Genomic DNA, 26818 nt, shown 5'->3' on the forward strand with positions numbered 1-26818 from the left:
GATAAGTTTAAAATGACAATATTTGAAAAGGCAAGTGTTTTTAGGAAGCGCCCTGCGCGCTAGCGCGACGCGACGACCGCGAAGTCGTAGCCGTCCAGCTCGGCGAGATGGATCGGGTGGCGTCCGCCAACCACCGGCTGCGCCTCGTTGCCGCGCGCCGTGCGCCACTGCAGCGTGCGTCCGTAGAAGCGCCTGAGGTTGCGGGCGTCGAAGCTCTCGGCGCGCTCGATCAGCGCGGCGAGCGCGTGAATGCCCTCGTAGCAGGACTCGCCATAGCCGTTCGCGGGCGGCGGGTTGTCGCCGAACGCCGTGTAGTAGCGCTCCAGGAAGGCGCCGTTGTTGCGCGAGCGCAGCGATGCAAAGTAGCTAGAGGCGACGAAGACGTTCTCGGTCTCGCTGCTGTCGAGTCCATAGACGATGGTCTCGTCGAAGGCCGAGGAGAAGCGCAGAACGTGGCGGCTGAGCCCGGCGGCGCAGAAGGCGCGGCTGAAGGCGATGCAGTCGAAGCCGAGAAAGACCGGGAGAACGACATCGCTGCGCGTGGTCTTGATCCGATCGAGCATCTCGTCGAAATCATGCACGCCGACCGGCACGTAGTGCTCTCCGGTGACGACGCCGCCGTATCGCGCGATCAGGCGCTTGGCGATGTCGAGCGACGAGCGCGGCCAGATGTAGTCGTTGCCGCAGAGGAAGAAGCGCCGGGCGCGCTTGACCTCGGAGAGCCACTGCACCGCCGGCCCCAGCAACTCGCCAGCGGTCTCGCCCGTGGTCATCACGTCGCTGTTCGCCGACAGACCTTCGAACTGGGGCGTGTAGACGAACGGCACGCGGCCGCGCGCGGCTTGCGCGACAGGATCGCGCGCGTAGCTCGGCATCATGCCGACGAGGCCGTCGACGGCGAGTTCGTCGACCGCCTCGACCGCAGCCCGGCCCGCGCTGGCGGCGGTCGCGCCGGCGTCGATGACGATCAGCTCGACCTGTCGGCGGCGGATGCCGGCGGCCTGGTTGAGCTCGGTCACGGCCAGCCGCCCGCAGGCTTCGGCGGAGGGCGCCCACAACCCTGCCGAGCCGCGCTGAGGAATGATCAGGCCGATCCGAACGCTGCGCAAACGTGCCGCCTCTGCTGTCGCAGAGGACTTGCACTCACGAATCGTGCCAAGCGCGTTTTGGCGTCATCGGGGTCGTTCGTGTACCAAAGATCGCCGATTTTGGTTCTGGAACCTGACGCTGGTCAAAACATCGGCGCGTCATCGCCCACTCCTTGGGCAGCCGCTGCCGTGGCCTTGATGTCTCACCGTGGCCCGCGACTCACGGCGCGGTGGCGAGCGTCTTGCTCATTGGATAGGAGGCCGCGGTGCCGAACTTGCCGGCGGGCACGCCGACATCGGCGTAGCCGCGGGCAAGATAGAATCGGTGCGCCGTTTCGGTGCTGAGCAGCGCGACGTCGCGGGCGCCCAGTGCCATCGCCCGGCGCTCCAGCTCCGCCAACAGCGCCGAACTGATTCCACGAAAGCGCGCCTGCGGCGACACGTAGTTGGCCGTGATCTCGCCGGGGTGCGCGAGCCCGCCGACGGCGAGAATCGCCCCCTCCTCGACCGCCACCAACAGCGACCGGCCTTGCCCGTCGGCCCAGGTCGCGACGTTGTCCGGCGTCTTGTTGGCGAGCCAGCGGCCAAGGATGTCGGGATCGCCGCGGTGATCAGCCACGCACAGTTGGATGATGGATGCCCGCAGCATCTCGCAGGCCGCCGTTGCGTCTTCCGGTGTCGCATCGCGAATGACCATTCAATCCCTCTCTCGAACGGAGGGAACGCGATGCGCTCCTGCTACTCGCGCTTGCCCTGCACCCAGCTTTCGAGCATCTGCAGCGCCGAGGCGCGGTCATCGTCGGAGGCCTTGGCGAAGGCGCGGTTGTAGCTCTCCTTGATCCAGGCTTCGTCCGCACCGGCGCTGTCGCGCGCCAAGGTGAGCCACATCAGGCCGCGCGCCGGCTGGCGCGGCAGCCGGTCGCCGTTGAACAGCATCTGGCCGAGCAGCGCCTGGGCCTGATGCTGGCCCTTCTGCGCGGCGAGGCCAAGCCAGCGCGCGCCATAGCGGAAGTCGTCGCGCGAGGCATCCGCCGTCTTCAGGTACATCCGCGCCAGGTCGTATTGGGCGTCGGCATTGCCGAAGTAGGACGCCGCATAGGAGAACATCTCCCGCGCGCGATCCGGATCGGCCTTCACCTTCGTGTTGGGGATGCCGCTCAGGTAATAGCGGCCAAGCGCGACAAAGGCATTGGCAACGATCTGCGCCTGCGGCGCCGACGGACTGTCCTCCGCATGCGCATTGGCGATGCGGCTGAAATAGTCGAAGGCGCGCATGTCATCCCGCGCAACGCCATCGCCAGCCGCATACATGCGGCCGAGCTTGAACTGCGCAACCGGGTGACCTTCCTCCGCCGCGTATTGCAGCGCCGTCAGCGACTGCGTGGGCGACGTGGAGGACGTGGTCGCAGGCAACGCCTTGCGCAGCGCGCCGGCGCCGGCCTGAGCTCCAGCCACGGGGATCGCCGGCTCCTGGTTGACCGGAGCGCCATCGAACGCGAACGACGACGTCGGCAACGCGAGCGGGGCAACCCCCAGCATCAATGCGAAAATGATCCGATCAGATGTCCGCATAGCAATACTTCTCTTGCGCACCACCTGGGTGAGTCACGGCGCCCGCCACGGCCGGCCCCACCTGCTGGGCATATTTCCAAAGTGCACCTGACGTGTGATGCGTCTCACGCGGCGTCCACTTGGTCTTGCGTGTCGCCAGCTCGGCATCGCTCAACTTCACGTTAAGGATACCCGCCTCGGCGTCGATCTCGATGATGTCGCCATCCTCGACCAGAGCGATCGTTCCGCCGACCGCCGCCTCTGGTCCGATGTGGCCGATGCAGAAGCCGCGGGTCGCGCCCGAGAACCGGCCATCGGTGATGAGCGCGATCTTGCCGCCCATGCCCTGCCCGGTCAGCGCCGCCGTCGTCTGCAGCATTTCCCGCATGCCCGGACCGCCGCGCGGTCCCTCGTAGCGAATGACGATCACCTCGCCTTCGCGATAGGTGCGCTTCTGGACGGCGTCAAAGGCGTCCTCTTCCCGATCAAAGCAGCGGGCCGGCCCAGAGAATTTCAAGTTCGACATGCCCGCGACTTTCACGATCGCGCCCTCCGGCGCGAGATTGCCTTTCAGACCGACGACACCCCCGGTTGCAGTGATCGGCTGGTCGGCCGGCCTCACCACGTCCTGGTGCGGATTCCACTTCACGCCTTTGAGGTTTTCGGCGATCGTCCGGCCGGTGACTGTGAGGCAGTCGCCGTTCAAATAGCCATGGTCGAGCAACGTCTTCATCAAGAGCGGAATGCCACCAGCCTCGAACATGTCTTTGGCGACATAGCGGCCACCCGGCTTCAAATCCGCGATATAAGGTGTCTTTTTGAAGATTTCGGCGACGTCGAATAAGTCGAACTTGATGCCCGCCTCGTGTGCAATCGCAGGTAGATGCAGCGCAGCATTGGTCGACCCGCCGGACGCCGCCACAACCGCAGCGGCATTCTCCAGGGATTTTCGCGTGACGATGTCGCGCGGGCGGATATTGGCGGCGATCAGCTCCATGACCTGTTCGCCAGCCGTCATGCAGAACGAATCGCGGATTTCGTAAGGCGCCGGGGCGCCGGCCGAATAAGGCAGCGCCAGCCCGATCGCTTCAGAGACCGTCGCCATCGTATTGGCCGTGAACTGGGCGCCGCAGGCGCCGGCCGATGGACAGGCGACGCGCTCGAGCTCGTCGAGATCCTCGTCCGACATCGCACCCACCGAATGCTTGCCGACGGCCTCGAACATGTCCTGCACCGTGACCTGCTGGCCGCGAAAATTGCCCGGCAGAATCGAGCCGCCATAGATGAAGATCGAAGGCACGTTGAGCCGGACCATCGCCATCATCATGCCCGGCAGCGATTTGTCGCAGCCGGCGAGCCCGACCAGCGCATCGTAGGAATGGCCGCGAATCGTCAGCTCGACGGAATCGGCGATCGCCTCGCGCGACGGCAGCGACGAGCGCATGCCGTCATGGCCCATCGCGATGCCGTCGGTCACGGTGATGGTGCAGAATTCGCGCGGCGTGCCGCCCGCATGCGCCACGCCCTTCTTGACCGCCTGGGCCTGCCGCATCAGCGCGATGTTGCAGGGCGCGGCCTCGTTCCAGCACGAGGCGACGCCGACAAAGGGCTGGTGGATCTGGGCCGTGGTCAGGCCCATCGCGTAGAGGTAGGACCGATGCGGCGCACGCTCGGGCCCTTCCGTCACATGACGGCTGGGCAGCCTGCGCTTGATGTCGGTCTTCGCGTCCATCGCTGTTCTGGCCTCCCGGTGCTGAGGAGAACGCTAAAATCCTAGAAATGGATTTTCGGCAGCCTCACACGCACTGGTTATGTTCTGATCAAAGTATTTCACGACCAGGTGTGGCTAAAAAGCGGCGCGTTTGCGGAGCGCCGGAGATTGTTACCAAAACTTCGTAAACTGTGGCGACGTCGCAACATTCGTGGCCGACGCGCAACCATCCTCGGTTAGCATGAAGAGCGAAAGCTACTCGGGCACCACCCCGGAGGCTCGGATCATCGGCCACCATTTGCGGATCTCGGCGCGCTGCAGGGTTCCAAGGGCGGCCGGGCTGCGCTGGTCCGCCGCCGGCATCTGCAACCCCAGGTTTTTCAACTGATTTTTCACATCCGGCTCATCCAGCACAGCCACGGCGGCCGCGTTGAGCGTGTCGACGATCTCCTTGCTGACGCCCTTCGGGAGCCAGAGTCCCGACCACAGGGTCATGTGGAAGCCCGGCAGGCCGGCTTCATCGGTGGTCGGGATCTCGGGCGCGGAATCGAGGCGCTTGGCGTCCGTGACGGCGTAGGCGCGGATCGTGCCGGCGCGGACCTGGTTGATGGCGTTGGAGGTCTGGTCGACGATCAGATCGATCTGGCCGGCGACGAGATCGTTCATCGCCGGCCCCGTGCCGCGATAGGGCACGTATTGCAGCTTGAGGCCGGTGACCTGCTCGAAATAGAGGCCTGCGATGTGGCTGCCGGAGCCGTTGCCCGCCGTGCCGGCCGATACGGGGTTCGGCTGCGACTTCACCCAGGCGAGAAACTCCGGCAGCGTTTTGGCCGGGATGTTGTTCCTGCTGACGATGATCATCGGATTGCTCGGCAGCAGCACGACCGGCTCGAGATCGGCCTCGAGGTCATAGCCAAGCCGGTAGACGGCGCCGTTCGCGACGTGGGTGCCGAGATGGCCGAAGCTCACGGTGTAGCCGTCGGGCTTCGAGCGCACCGCGCGTCCCACGCCGATCGAGCCGCCCGCGCCGGTCACGTTCTCGACCAGCACGGGCTGGCCGAGCGTCCGTTTCATGTGTTCGGCGAGGATGCGCATCATCGCATCCGATGGGCCGCCGGCGGCGAACGGCACGATCACGGTGATCGCGCGCGAGGGGTAGGTGTCGGCGCGCGCTGGCACCGCCAGAGCCAGGCACGCAAACAGCACGGCGCAAAGAGCTCGTCGCATCACGTCCTCCCTTGTGTCGCACGCGCCGGTCACAGACGCGAATGCGTCTGCGCCGGAGCATGTGCTCGAGGCCGCGGTGCTGTTTTGTTAGTTAGAACTGCCCGAAGTCGATCGGCTGGTGACGATCGAGCGTCCGGGTGACCGGCGGCAGCGGATATTTAAGTCCTGTCGCGCAATTGAACAGCATGACGCTATCGTTTTTCGTCACGCGTCCGTCGGCCAGGCTCTGCTTGTAGGCGGCATAGGTCGCCGCGCCTTCCGGGCACAACAGCAGCCCCTCCTCGCGCGCGACTTCGCTGAGCGCAGATGAAATCTTCTCGTCATCGACCGCGATGGCGAAACCTTTGCTCTCGCGGACGGCGCGCAGGATAAGGAAATCACCGACCGCCTGGGGCACACGGATGCCGGACGCGATGGTGTGGGCATCCTCCCAGCGCGTCGCATGCTCGACGCCCTGCTCGAAGGCGCGCACCATCGGCGCGCAGCCGGAGGCCTGTACCGCCACCATGCGCGGGCGCTTCGATCCGATGAATCCAATTCTCTCCAATTCGTCGAACGCCTTCCACATGCCGATCAGGCCGGTGCCGCCGCCGGTCGGATAGAAGATCACGTCGGGCACGTCCCAGCCGAGCTGCTCGGCGAGCTCCAGGCCCATCGTCTTCTTGCCCTCGATGCGATAGGGCTCCTTCAGGGTCGAGGTATCGAACCAGCCGACCTTGGCCTTGCCCTCGCCGACGATCTTGCCGCAATCGTCGATCAACCCGTTGACGCGATAGACGGTCGCGCCCTGCAGCTCGATCTCGCTGACGTTCACCTCCGGCGTATCGGCCGGACAGAAGATCGTGGTCTTGATGCCGCAGGAGGTCGCGTAGGCCGCGAGCGCAGCACCGGCATTGCCGTTGGTCGGCATCGCCATGTGCTTGATGCCGAGCGCCTTGCCCATCGACACCGCCATCACCAGGCCACGCGCCTTGAACGAGCCGGTCGGCAGCCGTCCCTCGTCCTTGACGATGATCTCGCCGCCGCCGAGCTTCTTCGAGAGTTTCGGCAGATTGATCAGCGGCGTCATGACCTCGCCGAGGCTGACGATGTCCTGGCATTTGTGCACCGGCAGCAGCTCGCGATAGCGCCACATGTCGGCCGGACGCTGCGCCAGCGCGTCCTTGGTCAGCGCCTGCTTCACGCCGGCGAGATCGTAGCGCACCAGGAGCGGCTTGCCGGCCTTGGACAGGTTGTGGACCTGGTCCGCCGGATAATGATCGCCCTCCATCGCGCATTCGAGGTGGGTGACGAAGGTCGGGCGTTCGATAGTGAGATTGTCGTTGGATTTCACGGCAGGACTTTCAGGTTGGCCCGTCTGGTTGCATCCGCCATTGCCGGGCTTGACCCGGCAATCCATCCTCTTCGCGAACGTTCCAGAAGCGCGATGGATGCGCGGGTCAAGCCCGCGCATGACGACGGGAAACGAGACTACATGTTCAGCACGCGGCCGTAGGCGTCGAGCACGGCTTCCTTCATCATCTCCGACAGCGTCGGATGCGGGAACACCGTGTGCATCAGCTCTTCCTCTGTCGTTTCGAGGTTCATCGCCACGACATAGCCCTGGATCAGCTCGGTGACCTCGGCGCCGACCATGTGGGCGCCGATCAGCTGTCCCGTCTTCTTGTCGAAGATCACCTTGACGAGGCCCTGGTCCTCACCGAGCGCGATCGCCTTGCCGTTGCCGACGAAGGGGAAGCGGCCGACACGGATGTCGCGGCCCTGCTCCTTGGCCTTGGCCTCGGTCAGACCCACGGAAGCAACCTGCGGATGGCAATAGGTGCAGCCGGGAATGAGGTTCTTGTCCATCGGATGCGGATGCAGGCCCTTGATCGCCTCGATGCAGACGACGCCCTCGTGCTCGGCCTTGTGCGCCAGCATCGGGGGGCCAGCGACGTCGCCGATCGCGTAGAGGCCGGGCACGTTGGTCTTGCCGTAGCCGTCGATCACGATGCAGCCGCGATCGGTCTTCACGCCCAGCTTCTCCAGGCCGAGATTCTCGATGTTGCCGACCACACCGACCGCCGAGATCACGCGATCGAACTCGACCGACTCGGTCTTGCCCTTGCCGTCGTCGATCGTCGCCACCACGCTGTCGCTCTTCTTGTCGAGCTTGGTGACCTTGGCCCCCGTCATGATCTTGAGGCCCTGCTTCTCCAGCTGCTTGCGCGCGATGCCGGCGATCTCGGCGTCCTCCACGGGGAGAATCTGCGGCAGCACCTCGACCACGGTGACCTCGGAGCCCATGGTGCGGAAGAACGAGGCGAACTCGATGCCGATCGCGCCCGAGCCGACGACCAGCAGCGACTTCGGCATCTTGTCCGGCACCATCGCCTCGAAATAGGTCCAGATCAGCTTCTTGTCCGGCTCGAGGCCCGGCAGCACGCGCGGCCGCGCGCCTGTCGCGACGATGATATGCTTGGCCTGATAGGTCCCCTCGCCCAGCGCGCCCTTGGGCGCCTCGACATCCGACTTGGTCACCGTGATCTTGCCGGGCGCATCGATCGCGGCGCGCCCCCAGATCACCTGGACCTTGTTCTTCTTCATCAGGAAGCCGACGCCGTCGTTCAGCCGCTTGGAGACGCCGCGCGAGCGCTGCACCACCGCCTTCGGATCGTAGGAGATCTTCTCGGCAGAGAGGCCGTAATCCTTGGCGTGCTGCATGTAGTGATAGATCTCGGCCGAGCGTAAGAGCGCCTTGGTCGGGATGCAGCCCCAGTTCAGGCAGATACCACCGAGGTAGGACTTCTCGATGATCGCGGTCTTGAACCCGAGTTGGGCTGCGCGGATTGCGGCGACGTAGCCGCCCGGGCCGGAGCCGATGATGATGACGTCGAAGGATGTGTCGGCCATTACGGCTCCCATTCAACTGAAGCAGTTGGAAATCAGATGGTCGTGGTGCTGCCGACGGAACGTCGCCAGATCAAGGCTCGAATAATTGCCTCCAGCAGCATCAGCACAGCGCAGATCGCGAATCCGGCGAGCACGATTGGCGCCCAGATGCCGCGCGACAGCGCCTCGCCGGAGAAGAAAGCAGAATGGATGACGTCGATCCCGAGCGGGTTGGCGAGCAGCGCGACGCTTACCAGTGCCGTGATCCAGGGCCACCGCGTTCTGATCCGCATGCGCTGGCCCCGTTTGCCATCCCGCTCCGCAAAGCAACATCACACCATCATCATCACGGGATTCTCGATCAGCTGCTTGAACGCGCCGATCAGCTCGGCGCCGAGCGCGCCGTCGATGGCGCGGTGATCGCACGACAGGGTCACGCTCATCATGCTCGCGATCTCGATCTTACCGTTGCGCACCACCGGGCGTTCCTCGGAGGTGCCGACCGCGAGGATCGTCGCATGCGGCGGGTTGATCACCGCCGTGAAGTGATTGATGCCGTACATGCCGAGGTTGGACACGGCTGTGGTGCCGCCCTGATATTCCTCCGGCTTCAGCTTGCGCGAGCGGGCACGCGCGGCGAAGTCCTTCATCTCGCCGGAGATCGCCGACAGCGTCTTGGTCTCGGCCTTGCGGATGATCGGCGTGATCAGGCCGCCCGGCATCGCCACGGCGACGCCGACGTCGGAATGCTTGTGCTTGACCATGCCGCCTTCGGTCCAGCTGACGTTGCAATTGGGGATCTTCTGCAGCGCCACCGCCATCGCCTTGATGACGAAGTCGTTCACGCTGAGCTTGTAGAGCGGCTTCTTTTCCTTGTCCTTCGGAGCCGCCGCATTGATCTCCTCGCGCGCGGCCAAGAGCTTGCCGATGTCGCAGTCGATCGTCAGGTAGAAGTGCGGGACGTTCTGCACCGATGCGGTGAGGCGCTGCGCGATGGTGCGGCGCATGCCGTCATGCGGGATGACTTCGTAGGAGCCCGGCTCGAACAGCGCCAGGATCTGCTTGTCGGACATCGAGGGTGCGAGCGCGGGGGCGCCTGCCGCAGCGGGCGCTGCTGACGGCGCGGCCTTGAGGCCCTTGCCCGATTTCGCCTCCTCGACGTCACGCGCGACCACGCGGCCATGCGGGCCGGTGCCGGTGATGCGGGCGAGATCGATGCCGGCATCCTTGGCGAGCCGCCGTGCCAGCGGCGAGGAGAAGATGCGGGCGTGGCCGTTCAGCTGCGGCGCAGCGGCGGGCGCGGGAGCAGCAGGAGCTGCGGCCGGCTTCGGCGCAGGCGTGGCGACAGGAGCGGCTGCCGCTGCGGCAGCGGGCTTTGCTTCTGGCTTGGGAGCTGCGGCCGCCGGCGCGCTGCCGGCCGCCTTGACGTCCTCGCCCTCGCCGGCGAGCACCGCGATCACGTCGTTGACGGGTACATCCTGCGTGCCTTCCGGCACCAGGATCTTGGCGAGCGTACCTTCGTCGACCGCCTCGACTTCCATCGTGGCCTTGTCGGTCTCGATCTCGGCGATGACCTCGCCGGACTTGACCTGGTCGCCTTCCTTCTTGAGCCAACGAGCAAGGTTGCCCTTCTCCATCGTCGGCGACAGCGCGGGCATGAGAATGTTGATCGGCATGATCAGTGACCTTGTTTCGACCTGGGGCTGGTGGTGCCCGTGTCGGTCGGCCGAGCCAGCTCGGCTTCGAACATCTCGACGATGCGCTGCAGCGCCTCGTCTTCGGAATAATCGCTCTCGCGCGCATAGGCGCGCGCAGCATGGCGGGCGACGTCGACCAGGAGCAGCCCCCACACGTCGGGCTCCTCGAAGGCGCGCTGGAAGGCGATCGAGAGCCCGCCATCGAGCACGAAGGCGCGCAACACTTCGGTGGCGTCCTCGCGGCCGATGACGTCCGGCGGCAATGGCTGCTCCTTGGGTCCGGCCATCTGGGCTTTCCCTTAGCGGTAGCAGACGGATTTGGCGGCCTGCACGACCTCCGCCGCCGACGGCAGCGCGAGCTTCTCGAGGTTGGCCGCATACGGCATCGGCACGTCCTTGCCGGACACGCGGACGACCGGCGCATCGAGATAGTCGAAGGCGTGCTCCATGATCCGCGCGGCAATCTCGGCACCGACGCCGCTCTGCGCCCAACCCTCTTCCACCGTGACGGCGCGGCCGGTCTTCTTGACCGAGGCGACGATGGTCTCCGTGTCCATCGGGCGCAGGGTGCGCAGGTCGATCACCTCGGCCTCGATGCCCTCCTTGGCGAGCTCGTCGGCGGCCTTGAGCGCATAGGTCATGCCGTTCGACCACGCGATGATCGTCACGTCCTTTCCGGCGCGCGCGATGCGCGCCTTGCCGATCGGGATCACGTAGTCGTCGAGCTTCGGCACCTCGCCGGAGTGACCGTACAGCACCTCGTTCTCGAGGAAGATCACCGGGTTCGGATCACGGATCGCGGCCTTCAGCAGGCCCTTGGCGTCCGCCGCCGAATACGGCGCGACCACCTTCAGACCGGGCACGTGCGAGTACCAGGACGAGTAGTCCTGGCTGTGCTGGGCGGCAACGCGCGCCGCCGCGCCGTTCGGGCCGCGGAACACGATCGAGCAGCCCATCTGGCCGCCGGACATGTAGAGCGTCTTGGCTGCGGAGTTGATGATCTGGTCGATCGCCTGCATGGCGAAGTTGAAGGTCATGAACTCGACGATCGGCTTCAGGCCGGCCATCGCGGCACCGACACCGATGCCGGCGAAGCCGTGCTCGGTGATCGGCGTGTCCATCACGCGGCGGGCGCCGAACTCCTGCAGCAGGCCCTGGGTGACCTTGTAGGCGCCCTGATATTCGGCGACCTCCTCGCCCATGATGAAGACGTCGCCGTCGCGACGCATCTCCTCGGCCATCGCGTCGCGCAGCGCCTCGCGGATGGTCTGCGTGACCATCTCGGTGCCCGCGGGCACCTCGGGATCGGGCTGAGCAACGCTCTGCGGCGCAGCCACGCCGGTCGGCGCGGGCGCGGCCGGCGCGGCTGCGGCAGGCTCGGACGGCGGCGCCGATGGTGCAGCCTTCGTCTCGGCCGCAGGTGCTGCGGCCTTGCCGAGATCGGCCGCGGTCTCGCCGTCCGCGAGGATGGTCGCGATCGGCGTATTGACCGCGACGTCGGCGGTGCCTTCGGGGATCAGGATCTTGCCGAGCGTGCCCTCGTCGGTCGCCTCGACCTCCATCGTGGCCTTGTCGGTCTCGATCTCGGCGATCACGTCACCCGACTTGATCGCCTCGCCTTCCTTTTTCAGCCATTTGGAGAGATTGCCCTTCTCCATCGTGGGCGACAGCGCAGGCATCAAAACTTGAATTGGCATATCAGCTCCGGACAAAACAGCGTCTGCGCTTAACGGTAAACGTCGGTGTAGAGCTCGGCGACATCCGGCTCGGGATCGGCCTGGGCGAAATCGGCGGCCTCGTTGACGATCTTGCGCACGTCGGCGTCGATCGCCTTGAGATCCTGCTCGGTGACCTTGGCCGCCAGCAGGCGGTTGCGCACCTGCTCGATCGGATCCTGGTCGTGGCGCACCTTCTCGACTTCCTCGCGGGTGCGATACTTGGCCGGGTCGGACATCGAGTGGCCGCGATAGCGATAGGTCTGCATTTCCAGAATGTACGGGCCCTTGCCCTCGCGGCACCACGCGACGGCCTTCTCACCGGCAGCCTTCACGGCGCGGACGTCCATGCCGTCGACCTGCTCGCCCGGGATGTTGAAGGAGATGCCGCGCTTGGAGAAGTCGGTCTGCGCCGAGGCGCGCGACACCGCCGTGCCCATCGCATAGCGGTTGTTCTCGATGACGTAGATCACCGGCAGCTTCCAGAGCTCCGCCATGTTGAAGCTCTCATAGACCTGTCCCTGATTGGCCGCGCCGTCGCCGAAATAGGCAATGCTGACCGAGTCGTTACCGCGGTAGCGGTTGGCGAGCGCGAGGCCCGTCCCGAGCGACACCTGCGCACCGACGATGCCGTGGCCGCCGAAGAAGTTCTTCTCCATGCTGAACATGTGCATGGAGCCGCCCTTGCCCTTGGAGTAGCCGCCGCGGCGCCCGGTGAGCTCGGCCATGACGCCCTTGGCATCCATCCCGGTCGCCAGCATGTGGCCATGATCGCGATAGCCGGTGATGACCTGATCGCCCGGCTTCAGCGCCATCTGCATGCCGACGACCACAGCCTCCTGCCCGATGTAGAGGTGGCAGAAACCGCCGATCGCACCCATGCCATAAAGCTGACCCGCCTTCTCCTCAAAGCGACGGATCAGCAGCATGTCGCGTAGCGCGGCCAATTCCTGTTCTCTGGTGAATTCCGGTGGCGGGCCGTTGTCTCTGTCCTGCCCTTGTTCCTTTGCGGCGGTCTTCTTGGGTGCGGCCATGGCAATTCCGGATGAGAGAAAAAGTAGCTCTCTCTAGCTCAACTCCAAGGCACGTAAAAGGACTGCGTGAATTGCGGTTCATTTTGCTTTGCCGCACTGCAAACGAGCGCGAAATAAACGAATGCTGATGAGCGCGTTTTTGAAATTCCTGATGCCACGGCCTGCTAAAGTTTAGGCACCGCGGCGAAGGGACACGCGTCACTGCGGTCGATTGATCCGGATCAGATCACGCGGGTTGGCATAGCCGAGCTGAAAACGGGCGCGTTCATCGAGCATGTCGGGATCGACCCGGTCGGAGCGCAGCAGCAATACGCGCTTCTCACCCTCCGCCCGCTCCTGCTTCAACCGGGCGAGCTCGGAGGTGAGCGCAATGATCTCCTGGTCGAGCTCCTGACGCGCGGTCAGGCCGTACCGGCCGGTATAGGCGTTGATGCCGAAATAGCCGATGATGGCGGCCGCCATCGTGTAGAGAGCTAGCCCGGTCAGGAAGGATTTGAGGCGCGCGCGGGAGACCATGGCCCGAGAATGCGGCGCCCCGGTTAAGGAAACGCTAACCCTGAGCCCCCGTGCCGCTACGCGCTCAAGTCCGATAGGCGGGCTCCTCGGCGTCGAGCGTCCGCTTGATCGCTTCGAGATGCAGCCGTGCCGATTCCGCATCTCCCTCCCGCATCTGGCGATAGGCGGCCTCGGCGATGTCGGGCGCCACCGGCACCACCTTGCGGCCGGTTGACAGCGCCAGGCACTGAACCTGGCAGGCGCGCTCGAGATAATAGAGATCATCCCAGGCTTCGGCGATGGTCGGCGCCAGGACCATGACGCCATGATGCTTCATGAAGACGATGTCGGCATCACCGACAGCCCCGGCGATGCGGTCCCCCTCGCGCGCGTCGAGCGCCAGCCCGTTGTAGTTCGCGTCGACGGCGGTTCGTCCATAGAATTTCAGCGCCGTCTGCCCGGCGAAGATCAGCGGATCGCCTTCGGTCATCGAGAGCGCGGTGGCATACGGCATGTGCGTATGGAACGCGACCTTGGCGCGCGGCAGCGCCTTGTGGATGCGGGCGTGGATATAGAACGCGGTCGCCTCCGGGCGGCCGTCGCCGGCAATGACGTTGCCGTCGAAATCGCAAACCAACAGCTTCGAGGCCGTCAGTTCGCGGAATGCATAGCCGTAGGGATTGACGATGAAGAGGTCGTCATAGCCGGGCACCAGCGCCGAGAAGTGGTTGCAGATGCCCTCCTCGAGTCCATGCCGTGCGGCCATCCGGAAGCAGGCCGCCAGATCGACCCGCGCCTGCCAGACCGCCTCCGAGTCGAGATCCGGCTGGTTCGGGCCGGGCTTCACTGACGACGCGGGTGTGAACGAATGGGCCATCATGCTTCCTTGGCAATGCGCATCCTTGCGCAGATCCGGCACTGCCTTGAAACGGATCGGGCAAGGCGCGTCAACGCCCTGCCCGGATCATACCCGTCATGCAGTTGGCGCCCGCCGCACGGGCGGAGGCACTGCGACGACCCTGGTCAGCCGTTCTGCTTGGCCACGAAGGCGGCGAACGCCTCCAGATATTGCTGCAGCACCGTCTTGAGCGAGTCCTTGACCAGCTCGCCCTGGACGTCGAAGGCGTCGCCGACCCCGTTCAGGTAGATCTCCGGCTGCCCCATGACCGGGCCCGCGATGCCCGGCATGATGTTCTGCAGGTGCTTGGCCGCCGCGACGCCGCCGAGCGGCCCCGGCGAGTTGGCGATGAGACCGACCGGCTTGCCCAGGAACGAGCTCTGCCCATAGGGGCGCGAGGCGATGTCGATCGCATTCTTTAGCACGCCGGGAATCGAGCGGTTGTATTCGGGCGTCAAGATGAGCACGCCGTTCGAGGCCTTCAGCTTGTCGCGCAGCGCGAGCCAGTCGGCCGGCGGATTGGCTTCGAGATCCTGGTTGAAGAACGACAGGCCGTTGAGCGTGGTGACGTCGATCTTCAGGCTGACCGGCGCCAGCTTGGCCAGGGCTTTGGCGATCTTGAGCGTGAAGCTCTCCTTGCGGAGACTGCCGACGAGGGCGACGATCGAATAGGGTGCAGGCATGGGGAGATCCTTCGAGGAGCGGCGTGTGAGGGGCACTTAAAGCGCTCCGGCAGGAACATGCAAGTGCATGAAACCGGATCCCGCGATTCCCTCGGGCTCAACCCGTCTCGTTGAGGTGACGGGTGAATTCCGCCACCGCCTGATGCGTCAGCCAGATGGCCTGTCCGTCGACCGGCTGCGCCCACGACGAGACCTTGGCGATCACGATCTCGTTGGACGTATCCACGAACAGGTTCTGGCCGTGAATGCCCATCGCGAACATGAGCTGCGGCTGGTCGTTGATGACGTACCAGCCGCTGCGATAATGCATGTTGCGGCTGATGGCGGCAAAGCTGTCGCGCCACTGCCCGTCGCGCCAGGCCTGGACGTCGCCATTGTGCCTGATGTCGTCGAGCCAGGACGGCGGGATGATGGTGTGCGAGCCGCGCCGGCCGCCTGACAGCACGAGCTGGCCGAGCCGCGCAACGTCGCGCAAGGTGGCGCAGAAGCCGCCGGTGCAGCGCGGCGCGCCCTTGCGGTCGAGCGTGATGAAGGCCTCGCCGCTGGCGCCCATCGGCTTCCACAACAGGGTGCTGACGAGGCTCGCGAAGCTGCGGCCGGTGGCCCGCTCGATCGCCCAGCCGAGCAGATCGGTGTTGGCGGAGACGTAGCTGAAGGTGCCGCCATGCGGAATCGCCTGCGCGCGCATCGTCTCGAAGAAATCGTGCAGGTTCGGCGTCGTGCGAGGTGCGACCGGCTCCCAGCCCGCGGCGTCGGCATAGGCCTGCAGGCCGGCGCCATCGAAGATAATGCCGGCCCGCATGTCGAGGAGCTGGCGGATCGTGGCGCCGCGATAGGCCGTGGCTGCCACTTCCGGCACGTAGCGCGTGACCTCGGCGTCGACGTCGAGCTCGCCGCGGCCGGCCAGGATGCCGGCCATCAGCCCGGTGATCGATTTGGTCGCGGACATCAGGATGTGCGGCGTGTCGCGGTCGGTGCCGCCATCATAGTGCTCGAACACGATGCGGCCGTCGTGGAGGATCAGGAGCCCGTCCGTCGCCGTCGCTTTCAGGAAGCCGTCGAGGTCGAGCGTGCCGCCCTTCGGCAGGCGCAGGCTGAACTGATCGAAGGAGATCGGACTTGCCGGCAGCGGCCACGCGCTGCCGGGCGCGCTCTCGATGTCGGCGACCGGCAGGATCGACCGGATGTTGTGGAAGGCCCAGCGGCTGAACGGCGCGGAGCGCCAGTTGGAAAGATCGGCGCTGGAGGTTGAGAGATCGGTCGACATGCAAGGCCCTGCGGACATCCCGGGAGGTTCGACATAGGCGCTCGCGCGAGCCGCGGAAAGCCCGACATTTCGCATATGCAAAAACGAGCAGGCCGCCCGAAGGCGGCCCCCCCTTCTCTCTCCTCCGTCATTGCGAGGAGCGAAGCGACGAAGCAATCCAGAGTCCCAACCGAGCCCTGGATTGCTTCGCGGAGCCTGTAATCGGGCCGCGCGTTCGCGCGGACCCGTTGGCTCGCAATGACGGCGACGAATTCGCGGTCCCCGCTCAGATCACCGGATTCCACGGCGCCGGAATCAGCCGGTACTTGGCGCCGTCCTTCTCGACATAGCCCACCGAGGGGAACGAGAAGTGGAAGCCGATCACCTTGGCCTTCTCGGCGGCGGCCATGTCGTAGAACTTGTGCCGCGTCTCCTGCGCCATCGCTGCATCGGTGTCGAACATCACGTGCCAGTCCGGGTTGCGCAGGAACAGCTCGGGGACGTTGGTGACGTCGGCCTGGATCAGGACCCTGGCATTGCCCGAGGCGACCGCGAACGAGGTGTGGCCCGGCGTGTGACCGGGCGTGCCGAGCGCGGTGATGCCGGGCGCGACCTCCTTGTCCCACTCGTACTGGGTGACCTTGCTCTCGAGCCCGCCGAACACCTTCTTGAAGTTGGCGAAGTTGCCCTTCATCAAGTCGGTCTGCGCCTTCGCGGCATTCTCGTCGCTGGCCCAGAACGCCCACTCCTTGGCCGGCACCTTCAGCTCGGCGTTCGGGAACGCCAGCGAGCCGTCGGCGAGCTTGAGGCCGTTGATGTGGTCGCCATGCATGTGGGAGAGCACGACGACGTCGATGCTCTTCGGATCGACGCCGGCGGCAGCGAGGTTCTGCAGCGTGCGGCCAACCGCGCCCTTGCTGGCCTCGAAGGCGCCAGCGCCGTTGCCGGTGTCGATCAGGACCAGCTTGGAGCCGGTGTTGATCAGCTGCGGATTGAAGGGGATCGTGATCATGCCCTTCGGCATGTAGGCGCTTTCGGCAGCCGCGAGCGCGTCGTCCTTGGCGGTGTTGACGACGAACTTGTCGGGCATCGGGAAGGTGCGCGCGCCGTCATTGACGGAGGTGCACTCGTAGTCGCCGACCTTGTAGCGGTAGAAGCCGGGCGCCTGCGCGCCGGCGGGCGCAACCGCCGCGCGTGCCTGTCCGGTTAGCGGCGGCAAAGCGGTTGCAGCTCCGGCGAGGGCCGCACCGGCCAGAAATCGACGGCGATCCAATCGGGTCATGACAAATCTCTCCTCAGTGCTCCATGCGGCTGACACCGCCCCCAGACAAACGGGGCGGATTTTCTCCGCATGCGGGCCAAACGCAAGCCCGTCAGCAACGTCCGGGGAGCGACGTTAGGTCACTTCTCTTTGTTGGGGTCGATGAGGAATTTTTCGCCGGTGGCCCGTTTAGCGTACACGGCGAGGTTGGCCGGATCGAGCGCCTCGGTCAGCGAGACGACCTTGGTGTAGTGGCTCGCGAAGGTCGTCTTGAGCTCGTCGACGACGCGCTGCCGCAACCGCTCGGTATCCGTCTTGCCGATCTTCATCAGGAATGGGAACAGCAGCCAGCCGCCGACGCTCCAGGTCATGCCGAAGCCGCGCGTGATCTCGGTCGGGCGCGTATCCAGGCTGCCGTAGATGTAGACCTGCTTGTGCACGTTCGAGCCGTAGCGGCTGTAGGGATGCTTGCCGGACTTGTTGATCGCAGCTTCCATCGCGTTGAGGATCTGGCCCGCGAGCTTGCCGCCGCCGATCGCATCGAAGGCGATAGTCGCGCCGGTCTCGACCAGCGCCGCGATGAGATCGTCCATGAAGGTCGGTGACGTCGAATCCACCACGTATTTGGCGCCGAGGCCGCGCAGGATCTCGGCCTGTGCTGCACTGCGCACGATGTTGACGAGCGGGATGCCGTCCTTGAGGCAGATCTTGTTGAGCATCTGCCCGAGATTGGAGGCGGCCGCGGTATGCACCAGCGCGGTATGGCCCTCGCGCCGCATCGTCTCGGTCATGCCGAGCGACGTCAGCGGATTGACGAAGCAGGAGGCGCCCTCGGCCGGCGTGGTGCCGGCCGGCAGCGGCAGGCATTCGGAGACCTTCAGGCAGCGATACTGGCTGTACATCGCGCCGCCGATAGCCGCGACGGTGCGGCCCATCAGCGCCTTGGCGGCGTCCGACGAGCCGGTCTTGACCACGACGCCAGCGCCCTCATTGCCGACGGCCAAGGACTCGTCGAGCCGGCCGGCCATCGCCCGCATACCCGCCTCCGGCACCTTGGCGGTGACCACGGGGCGGTCCGTGGTGCCGGACGCCTGCAGGGTCGACAGATCGGCCGCGCCGACGAGGAGGCCCAGATCGGACGGATTGATCGGCGCCGCCTCGATCCGCACCACCACCTCGTCCGGCCCCGGCTCGGGGGTCGGCACGTCGACCAGCGAGAGCTCGAGCTCGCCGCTGCGCCTGATCAGGGTCCGCAGTTGCAGGCCCTGTGTCTCGACACCCATGCGTGCCTCCCTTTTTTCTTTGGTTAGCTTAGTCCAGACTCAGGCCAGCGCCTTCAGCGCCGCCCTGCCCGCATACTTGGCCTGCGCATCCAGCTCCTGCTCGATGCGCAGCAGCTGGTTGTACTTGGCGGTGCGGTCGGCGCGCGCCAGCGAGCCGGTCTTGATCTGCCCGCAATTGGTGGCGACCGCGAGATCGGCGATCGTGGAATCCTCGGTCTCGCCCGAGCGGTGCGACATGACAGCGGTGTAGCCGGCCTTGTAGGCCATCTCGACCGCGGCCAAGGTCTCGGTGAGCGTGCCGATCTGGTTGACCTTGATCAGGATCGAGTTGGCGCGGCCGTTGCGGATGCCGTCGGCGAGACGGTTGACGTTGGTGACGAACAGGTCGTCGCCGACGAGCTGGCACTTGTGGCCGATCAGGTCGGTCAGCTCCTTCCAGCCGTCCATGTCGTCCTCGGACATGCCGTCCTCGATCGAGGCGATCGGGTAGCGGGCGACCAGATCCGCGAGATACTTGGCCTGCTCGGAGCGCGAGCGCGACTTGTTCTCGCCCTCGTAGACGTACTTGCCGTCCTTGAAGAACTCGGTCGCGGCGCAGTCGAGCGCCAGCATGACGTCCTCGCCGGCGGTGTAGCCGGCCTTGCCGATCGCGCTCATGACGAAGTCGAGCGCTGCGTCCGCCGACGGCAGGTTCGGCGCGAAGCCACCCTCGTCGCCGACATTGGTGTTGTGGCCCGCCTTCTTCAGCTCGGCCTTCAAGGTGTGGAAGATCTCCGAGCCGCAGCGCAAAGCTTCCGCGAAGCTCGGCGCGCCCACCGGCATGATCATGAATTCCTGGAAATCGATCGGATTGTCGGCGTGGACGCCGCCATTGACGATGTTCATCATCGGCACCGGCAGGGTGCGGGCCGAGGTGCCGCCGACATAGCGATACAGCGGCATGTCGTAGGAGATCGCCGCCGCCTTGGCGCAGGCGAGCGAGACTCCGAGAATGGCGTTGGCGCCGATCCGGCTCTTGTTCTCGGTGCCGTCGAGCTCGATCAGGATCTGGTCGATCTGGACCTGGTCCTGCACCGACATGTCGCTCAAGGCCTCATAGACCTCGTCGTTGATGGCTTCGACGGCCTTCAGCACGCCCTTGCCGAGATAGCGGTGCTTGTCGCCGTCGCGCAGCTCGACCGCCTCATGGGCGCCCGTGGAAGCGCCGGACGGCACGGCAGCGCGGCCGACCGAGCCGTCCTCCAGCACGACGTCGACCTCGACCGTGGGATTGCCGCGGCTGTCCAGGATTTCGCGGCCGATGATGTCGACGATGGCGGTCATGAGGTCCTCTCGCGGGCTTTTCTGGGTGAGCGTTGTTGCGCCGCTTCTACCGCAAGGTCACGGGGGCGAAAAGGCCACCTGACGCGGAAATCACGAAGCGGATGACGTGGGCGCTCCGATTGGCTAAAGGGGCGCCTCTGCGGCAGGTGACACGACACATGGCGAAAAAATCCAACCCATCCCTGACATCCGCCGGCCTTCAGCTTGGCCGCGAGGTGGCGACGCCCGACAGTCCGGACGCGGCCAAGCTCGACCGCGTTCCCAATCCGCAGAAGGACACGGATTACCTGGCCCGCTTCACGGTGCCCGAGTTCACCTCGCTCTGCCCCGTGACCGGTCAGCCGGACTTCGCCCATATCGTCATCGACTACGCCCCCGGTCCCTGGCTGGTCGAATCCAAGTCGCTCAAGCTGTACCTCGCGAGCTTCCGCAACCACGGCGCCTTCCACGAGGACTGCACCGTCGCGATCGGCAAGCGCCTGGCGTCAGAGATCAAGCCCAAATGGCTGCGCATCGGCGGCTACTGGTACCCCCGCGGCGGCATCCCGATCGACGTGTTCTGGCAAACGGGCAAGCTGCCGAAGGGCCTGTGGGTGCCGGACCAGGGCGTGGCGCCGTATCGCGGGCGGGGGTGATGACGATCGAGAAGCGGAAGGTGCGGTCGTGAACGGCGCAGTCGAATATGCCCGCCTGTCGGTGTTCTGTCCCAAGTGCACCACAACCGTCACGTGGCCGCCTTCGCTGTCAGCAACGGACAAGGCGAGAATTGCAGCCGAAATCCGCCGCAGCCAGATTGAGGGCCACAAACTGCTCGTCGCCCAGTTTGGCTTCTCGATGAGGGAAGCCAAAGCTCTGACGCTGCATGTCACGCTGACGGAAGGCACGTGCCACCGCTGCCGTCGTCCGCTTTCCCAGAAGGACGATGTGAGCGTCTGCGAGACGTGCCGCTCGGCCAACCTCGACTGGTAGTCGCCGATCGCGCGCTCCTGCCTCAATACGCGTCGTAGCCGTCGAACTTCGCCTTGTAGGCGGATGGACACAGGATCTGAAACGTACTCAGCATTGCGTCCGTCCTCGCCGCCGTGCTGTTGTCGACGATCTGCTCGTTGCGATGATCCTTCCAGTTGGTGCGGATCATCTTCTTTCCTTCGCCGCTCGACTGAGGCTCCCCGGTGCCGACCAGCGAGTAGTTGCCGAACTCGGTATAAACCGTGTTCTTGGAGCACATCGCCCGCCGCTTGGTCTGTTTGCCGGCGTTGAGATCCATGACCTGCTTGGCGCAACGCGCCACTTCCGCCGGCTTGATGTCGTCAGGCGGCGGCTCGCGCAGGCAGCTCTCGATCGCGTCGTCGAGCTCGATCCGGAACGTCACCGCGGCGGTGTCGCTATCCTGGTGGGAGATGGTCAGAATGGTCGCATCGCCCCTGTGGGCGCTGAGCAGGATCTTGGCAGGCGCCGTCGCAGCAACGCGTGGGCTATCGGACTTGGCCGAGGGCTGCGCCAGCGCCTGATGGAAACCGCCCGCAACGATCGCGACATACAGCAACAAATGCCCCGCCCGCTTCACCGTCGTTCTCCCTTCACTCACCGCCAAGAATGTTAGATGGAACAAATCAGAAACACAAGTCAAAATACCTTCAGGTTGTATTGGCCGGCGCACGCATTTGCGGCGCAGCGCATGCAAAGTCCCGCATCAATGACCGTCCGTGGCGGCAAGTCGCCCGTCGGGCATGGTTGCTATCAGGCGAGGCCCTTCGCCATCGATTTCGACTGCTGAACCTCCTGCGCCTCAAAACTGAATTTTGTTGTCCGCTCATGGCGATCACCCCTGTCCAGATCTTCCGCGAAAAACATTCTTCTTTCGCTTTATCGGAATTCGTGATTGATTGCTCCCGTCCCGTCTCGATCAGAGGGGCGCTTCGCGGTCGTCACGGACGTTGAGGCGGGATGCGGTGGGCGTGTCGGGGTCGCAGCGTGATCACTCATGCGGACGAGCGGTCCTGATGCGCCGGCGAAATCGTATGGTCCTGGCCTCCCGACGCTGAGGCTACGCTGGCGGTGATGATGATCCGCCGGTCACGGGGGCAAGACAGCCCGGTCCCCGGGGAGAGTACGTATAAGCCGCCCAACCATCGCGCGGGGAATGCCGGGATGTCTCGGCTGAACCTGTGGTTCCTGCCGCCAGCATTTTTTCTCGCTGGCGGGCCATGGGGGCGGCCGGCTCCCGGCATTCCCCGTGCCCTCTTCTCGGAAAAGGGCACTCTCAAAGACAAAGCTCGGACGCCGATGCGCCGCGAGATCGGGGCGGTGCGTCCGTGTCAACGACAGCAACACGCCATGTCAGAGGCGCGCAGCATCAGCATCAACAGCGAGGAAAGGATGGCCGGCTCGCAAGCGAGCGCGCCGTCACGTCGCCGCCGCATCCGCGGGCGGCCGCTGCCGCAGCAGCGCGGCGCAGGCGAAGCCGAGGACGACCATCAGGGCGGCGGCGATGAGCAGCGTCGGCTGCTTGCCGCCATGGACGACGCCAAAACCATAGGCGATCGGGCCGACCGTCTGGCCCATGAAGAAGAAGAACGAGTGCAGCGACATCGCGGTCGCGCGCGCCCCGATCGACAGCTCGCTGGCGAACACCTGCAGGCAGCCATGGATCATGTAGAAGCCCCAGCCCATCAGCAGCATGCAGCCGAACTGCAGCTTCCAGCCCGGGCCGAAGGCGAGCGCGGCGAATTGCAACCCGACCAGGGCAGCGCCCGTGATCATCATGCCCTTGACGCCGAGCCGCGGCAGGAAGTTCGACACCGTGAACGTGTAGAACAGCCCGCCGACCGCGAAGCCTGCGATGACGATGCCCGCAATCGACAGCGAGGTCTCGCCGAGATCGAACAGGAACGAGGCGATGAACGGAAACAGCCCGAATACGCAGCAGCCTTCGACGAACACCGCCGAGAAGCAGAAGCGCGAATTGGGATTGGTGAAGATGGTGCGGTAGCCCTTCTTCAACGCGGCCAGATCGGTCGTCGCCACGTGCGTGACCTTGGCGCCGCGAAAGCCTGCCGCCACCGCGAAGGAGGCGATCAGCCCGAGCGCTCCGAGGATCGCGAGCACGCCGCGCCAGCCGATGAAATCGCCAATGACGCCCGATGCCGTGGCACCGAGCAGGTTGCCGGCCATCGAACCGGCGAGCGTGCGGCCGATCGCGACCTGGCGCTTGTCCGGCGCGACGAGATCGCTGGTCAGCCCGAGCGCCACCGGAAACACGCCGCCGGAGGCGATGCCGGCGAGAATGCGCGAGGCAAACAGCAGCGGAAACGAGGTGGCGAGCGCGCCGAGGATGCTGGCGACACCGAGCAATGCGAGGCACAGCGTCATCAGCCGCGCCTTGCCGAACAGATCGGCGGCGGCGCCGATCGCCGGCTGGATCAGGGCATAGATCAGCGCATAGCCGGCCGCGATCCCGGCCGCGGTGGTGATGCTGATTGCGAAATCGTCGGCGACATGCGGCAGCACCGGATCGAGCGCCCGCGTCGACAGCGCCGCCGAGAAGCCCGCCAGCGCGATGATGTTCACGGCCGGTGGAAACTTCCCCGCGGACTTGGCGACGGTCTGGTGCATCAGCGCCCGGCGTCCGCCGCCGGCGCCTTAGCGAGTGCGTCGAAGGCCATCAGCGTTCGCAGCAGCCCCTCGAACTGCGCGAGCGGCACCATGTTCGGCCCGTCGGACGGCGCATGATCGGGATCGGGATGCGTCTCGATGAACACGCCGGCCACGCCGACCGCCACCGCCGCGCGCGCCAGCACCGGCACGAATTCGCGCTCGCCGCCCGACGAGGTGCCCTTCCCGCCTGGCTGCTGCACCGAATGCGTGGCGTCGAAGATCACCGGCGCGCCAGTCGTGCGCGCCATGATCGGCAGCGCGCGCATGTCGGAGACCAGCGTGTTGTAGCCGAACGAGACGCCGCGCTCGGTGACCAGCACGTTGCGATTGCCGGAGCCGGTGATCTTGGCCACGACATTGGCCATGTCCCAGGGCGCCAGGAACTGGCCCTTCTTGACGTTGACGACCTTGCCGGTCGCGGCGGCCGCGAGCAGCAGGTCGGTCTGCCGGCACAGGAACGCCGGGATCTGCAGCACGTCGACGGCCTGCGCCACCTCGGCGCATTGGCCGGCGTCATGCACATCGGTCAGCACGGGCAGACCGAGCGCGGAGCGGATCTCGGCGAAGATCGGCAGCGACTGCGCAAGGCCAAGCCCGCGTGCGGCGGAGGCGCTGGTGCGGTTGGCCTTGTCGAACGAGGTCTTGTAGACGAGACCGATGCCGAGCCGCGTCGCGATCTCCTTGAGCGCCGAGGCCACCTCCAGCGCGTGCGCCCGGCTCTCGAGCTGGCATGGTCCCGCGATGATCGCGAGCGGCAGCTGATTGCCAAACTTGACGGAGCCGAGCGTGACGACCGGAGCGGCAGAGATCGAAGCGTTCACGACATCATCCTCATGTGAGCGCGCGACCATGGCCCAGCGCTGGCGTCCGGATCAACCCGGCGTGTGCCCGCGAATAGCAGGGTTGCGGGGATCGGTCATCCCCGCCCCTGCCCGGGCTCTAGTTCAACGCCGAGAACGCCGTCGGCACCAGGAACTGGCTGGTGATGTTGGCGACGATCTGGCCGTCCTCCTCGCTCTTGGCGCGCGCCGCGATCCAATCGGGATCGGTCATGAACTTGGTCCACTTGGTCTCGCGCTCGGCGAGCGATTCCCAGGCCAGGAAATAGGTCAGGTCCTGGTTGGATTCGCCGATCAGGGTCGTGAAGAAGCCGACCGGGCGGATGCCATGCTTCTCCCACAGCTTCAGCGTCGTGGTCTCGAAGCGCTTCAGCAGCGCCGGCAGCCGGCCCGGAATGCAGCGATAGATGCGGCTCTCGTAGATCATTGGTCACTCCCTGATCTGTTGGATCGGGAGCGTTCTCGCAATATTCGGCCACACCGTCAAAGACGGTCGTCAGACCAGCCGCGACTGCACCATCGCCGCCTGGATGAAGGACGCGAACAAGGGATGCGGCTCGAACGGGCGCGACTTCAGCTCGGGATGGAATTGCACGCCAATGAACCAGGGATGGTCCTCGTATTCCACGATCTCCGGCAGCACGCCGTCCGGCGACAGGCCGGAGAACTTCAGACCGTGCTGCTCGAGCCGGTCCTTGTAGGCGGTGTTGACCTCGTAGCGGTGGCGATGGCGCTCGGAGATCTCGGTGGCGCCGCCATAGACCTCGGAGACGCGGCTGCCGCGCTTGAGCGCCGCAGGATAGGCGCCGAGCCGCATCGTGCCGCCGAGATCGCCGCTCTTGGAGCGCTTCTCCAGCTCGTTGCCGCGCAGCCATTCCGTCATCAGGCCGACGAGCGGCTCCGGCGTCGGACCGAACTCGGTCGAGTTGGCCTCGGTGATGCCGACGAGATTGCGCGCCGCCTCGATCACCGCCATCTGCATGCCGAAGCAGATGCCGAAATACGGCACGTCACGCTCCCGCGCGAACCGCGCCGCGCGGATCTTGCCCTCGGCGCCGCGCTGGCCGAAGCCGCCGGGCACCAGGATGCCGTTGACGTGCTCGAGGAATGGCGCCGGGTCTTCGTTCTCGAACACCTCGCTCTCGATCCAGTCGAGCTTGACGCGGACCTTGTTGGCGATCCCGCCGTGAGAGAGCGCCTCGATCAGCGACTTATAGGCATCCTTCATGCCGGTGTACTTGCCGACGATCGCGATCGTCACGTCACCTTCGGGATTGCGGACGCGTTCGTTGATCGTGTGCCAGCTCGCCAGCGCCGGCGGCACCCGCGGCTCGATGCCGAACGCGGCCAGCACCTCGTCGTCGAGGCCGGCGGCATGATAGGCCTCCGGCACGGCATAGATGTTGTCGACGTCACGCGCCTCGATGACGGCGCTTTCACGCACGTTGCAGAACAGGCCGAGCTTGCGCCGTTCCTCCTTCGGGATCGGGCGGTCGGTGCGGCACAGCAGGATGTCCGGCTGGATGCCGATCGAGCGCAGCTCCTTGACCGAATGCTGCGTCGGCTTGGTCTTCAACTCGCCGGCGCTCGGGATGTAGGGCAGCAGCGTGAGATGGATGTAGATCGCGTGATGGCGCGGCAGCTCGTTGCCGAGCTGCCGGATCGCCTCGAAGAACGGCAGGCCCTCGATGTCGCCGACGGTGCCGCCGATCTCGACCAGCACGAAATCGTACTCGTCATTCCCGGACAGGACGAAATCCTTGATCGCATTCGTCACGTGCGGGACGACCTGGATGGTCGCGCCGAGATAGTCGCCGCGCCGCTCCTTGGTCAGGATGTCCTGGTAGATCCGGCCCGTGGTGATGTTGTCGGCCTTGGTCGCCGGACGGCCGGTGAAGCGTTCATAATGGCCGAGATCGAGATCGGTCTCGGCGCCGTCATCGGTCACGAACACTTCGCCGTGCTGATACGGCGACATCGTGCCTGGATCGAGGTTGAGATAGGGGTCGAGCTTGCGAAGCCGGACCTTGTAGCCGCGGGCCTGCAGCAGCGCGCCTAACGCGGCTGAAGCCAGACCCTTTCCGAGCGAGGAAACCACGCCGCCGGTGATGAAGATGTACCGCGCCATGGGACCCTACCTTTAATGCCGCGCGCTCGATTCGCCAAAACGAATCGCTTGCAGCCCGCAACGCTGTCGCGGGCCTGTGGGTTACTTCAAAATATTAATGGTCTCAGGTAC

At 65.5% G+C, this 26818-nt stretch carries 26 protein-coding genes; 2 read left to right on the forward strand and 24 right to left on the reverse strand.

Annotated features, from left to right (window positions below):
• Positions 1 to 59 precede the first annotated feature (59 nt).
• The 19 genes from QW868_RS01200 to eno all read right to left on the reverse strand — a co-directional run bounded on the left by QW868_RS01200 (position 60) and on the right by eno (position 20083).
• The gene (locus tag QW868_RS01200; protein WP_316229737.1) at positions 60 to 1109 is read right to left on the reverse strand and encodes a substrate-binding domain-containing protein; all 1050 of its coding nucleotides are present in this window, start codon (positions 1107 to 1109) and stop codon (positions 60 to 62) included.
• 199 nt (positions 1110 to 1308) lie between these two features.
• Positions 1309 to 1785: a GNAT family N-acetyltransferase gene (locus QW868_RS01205; RefSeq protein ID WP_315738175.1), complete on the reverse strand. Its 477-nt coding sequence runs from the start codon at positions 1783 to 1785 to the stop codon at positions 1309 to 1311.
• Between the two features lie 41 nt (positions 1786 to 1826).
• Entirely contained in the window at positions 1827 to 2543 is a 717-nt protein-coding gene (locus QW868_RS01210; protein WP_409997702.1) for a tetratricopeptide repeat protein, read from the reverse strand.
• A 103-nt stretch (positions 2544 to 2646) separates the two neighbouring features.
• A complete protein-coding gene (gene ilvD, locus QW868_RS01215; protein WP_315774988.1) occupies positions 2647 to 4371 on the reverse strand; it encodes a dihydroxy-acid dehydratase in 1725 nt (574 codons plus the stop codon).
• Positions 4372 to 4605: 234 nt separating this feature from the next.
• Entirely contained in the window at positions 4606 to 5577 is a 972-nt protein-coding gene (locus tag QW868_RS01220; RefSeq protein WP_316229738.1) for a tripartite tricarboxylate transporter substrate binding protein BugD, read from the reverse strand.
• Between the two features lie 91 nt (positions 5578 to 5668).
• Entirely contained in the window at positions 5669 to 6910 is a 1242-nt protein-coding gene (locus QW868_RS01225; protein ID WP_316229739.1) for a threonine synthase, read from the reverse strand.
• Positions 6911 to 7047: 137 nt separating this feature from the next.
• A complete protein-coding gene (gene lpdA, locus QW868_RS01230) occupies positions 7048 to 8469 on the reverse strand; it encodes a dihydrolipoyl dehydrogenase (RefSeq protein ID WP_315738180.1) in 1422 nt (473 codons plus the stop codon).
• A gap of 32 nt (positions 8470 to 8501) precedes the next feature.
• A complete protein-coding gene (locus tag QW868_RS01235) occupies positions 8502 to 8741 on the reverse strand; it encodes a hypothetical protein (RefSeq protein WP_315738181.1) in 240 nt (79 codons plus the stop codon).
• A gap of 39 nt (positions 8742 to 8780) precedes the next feature.
• Positions 8781 to 10124 (reverse strand): pyruvate dehydrogenase complex dihydrolipoamide acetyltransferase, encoded by a 1344-nt coding sequence (locus QW868_RS01240; RefSeq protein WP_316229740.1) that lies wholly within the window; start codon positions 10122 to 10124, stop codon positions 8781 to 8783.
• Positions 10125 to 10126: 2 nt separating this feature from the next.
• Entirely contained in the window at positions 10127 to 10432 is a 306-nt protein-coding gene (locus tag QW868_RS01245; protein WP_015666657.1) for a DUF5076 domain-containing protein, read from the reverse strand.
• A gap of 12 nt (positions 10433 to 10444) precedes the next feature.
• On the reverse strand, positions 10445 to 11842 hold the full coding sequence (locus QW868_RS01250; RefSeq protein ID WP_316229741.1) for a pyruvate dehydrogenase complex E1 component subunit beta: 1398 nt from the start codon (positions 11840 to 11842) through the stop codon (positions 10445 to 10447).
• Positions 11843 to 11871: 29 nt separating this feature from the next.
• Positions 11872 to 12894, reverse strand: coding sequence for a pyruvate dehydrogenase (acetyl-transferring) E1 component subunit alpha (gene pdhA / locus QW868_RS01255; protein WP_315756686.1), 1023 nt, complete (start codon positions 12892 to 12894; stop codon positions 11872 to 11874).
• 198 nt (positions 12895 to 13092) lie between these two features.
• Complete coding sequence (locus QW868_RS01260; RefSeq protein WP_315738186.1) at positions 13093 to 13410, reverse strand: septum formation initiator family protein; 318 nt, start codon at positions 13408 to 13410, stop codon at positions 13093 to 13095.
• A 64-nt stretch (positions 13411 to 13474) separates the two neighbouring features.
• Entirely contained in the window at positions 13475 to 14266 is a 792-nt protein-coding gene (locus QW868_RS01265; RefSeq protein ID WP_316229742.1) for an aldolase, read from the reverse strand.
• 146 nt (positions 14267 to 14412) lie between these two features.
• On the reverse strand, positions 14413 to 14970 hold the full coding sequence (locus QW868_RS01270; protein ID WP_316229743.1) for an NADPH-dependent FMN reductase: 558 nt from the start codon (positions 14968 to 14970) through the stop codon (positions 14413 to 14415).
• Positions 14971 to 15067: 97 nt separating this feature from the next.
• Entirely contained in the window at positions 15068 to 16237 is a 1170-nt protein-coding gene (locus tag QW868_RS01275) for a serine hydrolase (protein ID WP_316229744.1), read from the reverse strand.
• Positions 16238 to 16502: 265 nt separating this feature from the next.
• A complete protein-coding gene (locus QW868_RS01280) occupies positions 16503 to 17498 on the reverse strand; it encodes an MBL fold metallo-hydrolase (protein ID WP_316229745.1) in 996 nt (331 codons plus the stop codon).
• Between the two features lie 119 nt (positions 17499 to 17617).
• Complete coding sequence (locus QW868_RS01285) at positions 17618 to 18760, reverse strand: zinc-binding dehydrogenase (protein ID WP_316229746.1); 1143 nt, start codon at positions 18758 to 18760, stop codon at positions 17618 to 17620.
• A gap of 39 nt (positions 18761 to 18799) precedes the next feature.
• Positions 18800 to 20083 carry a phosphopyruvate hydratase gene (gene eno, locus QW868_RS01290; protein WP_315738192.1) on the reverse strand — a complete coding sequence of 428 codons (1284 nt, stop codon included), beginning with the start codon at positions 20081 to 20083 and terminating at the stop codon, positions 18800 to 18802.
• 158 nt (positions 20084 to 20241) lie between these two features.
• Here eno and queF point away from each other — a divergent pair, with 158 nt between their 5' ends.
• Both queF and QW868_RS01300 read left to right on the forward strand, forming a co-directional pair.
• Complete coding sequence (gene queF / locus QW868_RS01295) at positions 20242 to 20718, forward strand: preQ(1) synthase (protein WP_315738193.1); 477 nt, start codon at positions 20242 to 20244, stop codon at positions 20716 to 20718.
• 28 nt (positions 20719 to 20746) lie between these two features.
• Positions 20747 to 21052, forward strand: a complete 306-nt coding sequence (locus tag QW868_RS01300) for a hypothetical protein (RefSeq protein WP_316229747.1) — start codon at positions 20747 to 20749, stop codon at positions 21050 to 21052.
• Positions 21053 to 21074: 22 nt separating this feature from the next.
• Here QW868_RS01300 and QW868_RS01305 read toward each other — a convergent pair whose 3' ends face one another.
• The 5 genes from QW868_RS01305 to QW868_RS01325 form a co-directional block, all read right to left on the reverse strand.
• Entirely contained in the window at positions 21075 to 21650 is a 576-nt protein-coding gene (locus QW868_RS01305; RefSeq protein ID WP_316229748.1) for a hypothetical protein, read from the reverse strand.
• A gap of 839 nt (positions 21651 to 22489) precedes the next feature.
• A complete protein-coding gene (locus QW868_RS01310) occupies positions 22490 to 23698 on the reverse strand; it encodes an MFS transporter (protein ID WP_316229749.1) in 1209 nt (402 codons plus the stop codon).
• Positions 23698 to 24561: a 3-deoxy-8-phosphooctulonate synthase gene (kdsA, locus tag QW868_RS01315; RefSeq protein ID WP_316229750.1), complete on the reverse strand. Its 864-nt coding sequence runs from the start codon at positions 24559 to 24561 to the stop codon at positions 23698 to 23700. Before kdsA ends, QW868_RS01310 begins: the two co-directional genes overlap by 1 nt.
• A 118-nt stretch (positions 24562 to 24679) precedes the next feature.
• Entirely contained in the window at positions 24680 to 25006 is a 327-nt protein-coding gene (locus tag QW868_RS01320; RefSeq protein WP_315780165.1) for an NIPSNAP family protein, read from the reverse strand.
• 69 nt (positions 25007 to 25075) lie between these two features.
• Complete coding sequence (locus QW868_RS01325; protein WP_315775009.1) at positions 25076 to 26707, reverse strand: CTP synthase; 1632 nt, start codon at positions 26705 to 26707, stop codon at positions 25076 to 25078.
• Between the last annotated feature and the right edge of the window lie 111 nt (positions 26708 to 26818).

This window comes from Bradyrhizobium sp. SZCCHNR1051 (genome assembly GCF_032489615.1).
Classification (GTDB): Bacteria; Pseudomonadota; Alphaproteobacteria; order Rhizobiales; family Xanthobacteraceae; genus Bradyrhizobium.

What these genes read in the sequence shown, in the direction of transcription:
- QW868_RS01220 (WP_316229738.1), bottom strand. Translation starts at nt 5,577, where the DNA reads ATGCGACGAGCTCTTTGCGCCGTGCTGTTTGCGTGCCTGGCTCTGGCG.
- queF (WP_315738193.1), top strand. Translation starts at nt 20,242, where the DNA reads ATGGCGAAAAAATCCAACCCATCCCTGACATCCGCCGGCCTTCAGCTT.
- QW868_RS01275 (WP_316229744.1), bottom strand. Translation starts at nt 16,237, where the DNA reads ATGTCGACCGATCTCTCAACCTCCAGCGCCGATCTTTCCAACTGGCGC.
- QW868_RS01205 (WP_315738175.1), bottom strand. Translation starts at nt 1,785, where the DNA reads ATGGTCATTCGCGATGCGACACCGGAAGACGCAACGGCGGCCTGCGAG.
- QW868_RS01245 (WP_015666657.1), bottom strand. Translation starts at nt 10,432, where the DNA reads ATGGCCGGACCCAAGGAGCAGCCATTGCCGCCGGACGTCATCGGCCGC.
- ilvD (WP_315774988.1), bottom strand. Translation starts at nt 4,371, where the DNA reads ATGGACGCGAAGACCGACATCAAGCGCAGGCTGCCCAGCCGTCATGTG.
- pdhA (WP_315756686.1), bottom strand. Translation starts at nt 12,894, where the DNA reads ATGGCCGCACCCAAGAAGACCGCCGCAAAGGAACAAGGGCAGGACAGA.
- eno (WP_315738192.1), bottom strand. Translation starts at nt 20,083, where the DNA reads ATGACCGCCATCGTCGACATCATCGGCCGCGAAATCCTGGACAGCCGC.
- QW868_RS01280 (WP_316229745.1), bottom strand. Translation starts at nt 17,498, where the DNA reads ATGACCCGATTGGATCGCCGTCGATTTCTGGCCGGTGCGGCCCTCGCC.
- QW868_RS01270 (WP_316229743.1), bottom strand. Translation starts at nt 14,970, where the DNA reads ATGCCTGCACCCTATTCGATCGTCGCCCTCGTCGGCAGTCTCCGCAAG.
- QW868_RS01235 (WP_315738181.1), bottom strand. Translation starts at nt 8,741, where the DNA reads ATGCGGATCAGAACGCGGTGGCCCTGGATCACGGCACTGGTAAGCGTC.
- lpdA (WP_315738180.1), bottom strand. Translation starts at nt 8,469, where the DNA reads ATGGCCGACACATCCTTCGACGTCATCATCATCGGCTCCGGCCCGGGC.
- QW868_RS01265 (WP_316229742.1), bottom strand. Translation starts at nt 14,266, where the DNA reads ATGGCCCATTCGTTCACACCCGCGTCGTCAGTGAAGCCCGGCCCGAAC.
- QW868_RS01240 (WP_316229740.1), bottom strand. Translation starts at nt 10,124, where the DNA reads ATGCCGATCAACATTCTCATGCCCGCGCTGTCGCCGACGATGGAGAAG.
- QW868_RS01320 (WP_315780165.1), bottom strand. Translation starts at nt 25,006, where the DNA reads ATGATCTACGAGAGCCGCATCTATCGCTGCATTCCGGGCCGGCTGCCG.
- QW868_RS01260 (WP_315738186.1), bottom strand. Translation starts at nt 13,410, where the DNA reads ATGGTCTCCCGCGCGCGCCTCAAATCCTTCCTGACCGGGCTAGCTCTC.
- QW868_RS01310 (WP_316229749.1), bottom strand. Translation starts at nt 23,698, where the DNA reads ATGCACCAGACCGTCGCCAAGTCCGCGGGGAAGTTTCCACCGGCCGTG.
- QW868_RS01250 (WP_316229741.1), bottom strand. Translation starts at nt 11,842, where the DNA reads ATGCCAATTCAAGTTTTGATGCCTGCGCTGTCGCCCACGATGGAGAAG.
- QW868_RS01325 (WP_315775009.1), bottom strand. Translation starts at nt 26,707, where the DNA reads ATGGCGCGGTACATCTTCATCACCGGCGGCGTGGTTTCCTCGCTCGGA.
- QW868_RS01285 (WP_316229746.1), bottom strand. Translation starts at nt 18,760, where the DNA reads ATGGGTGTCGAGACACAGGGCCTGCAACTGCGGACCCTGATCAGGCGC.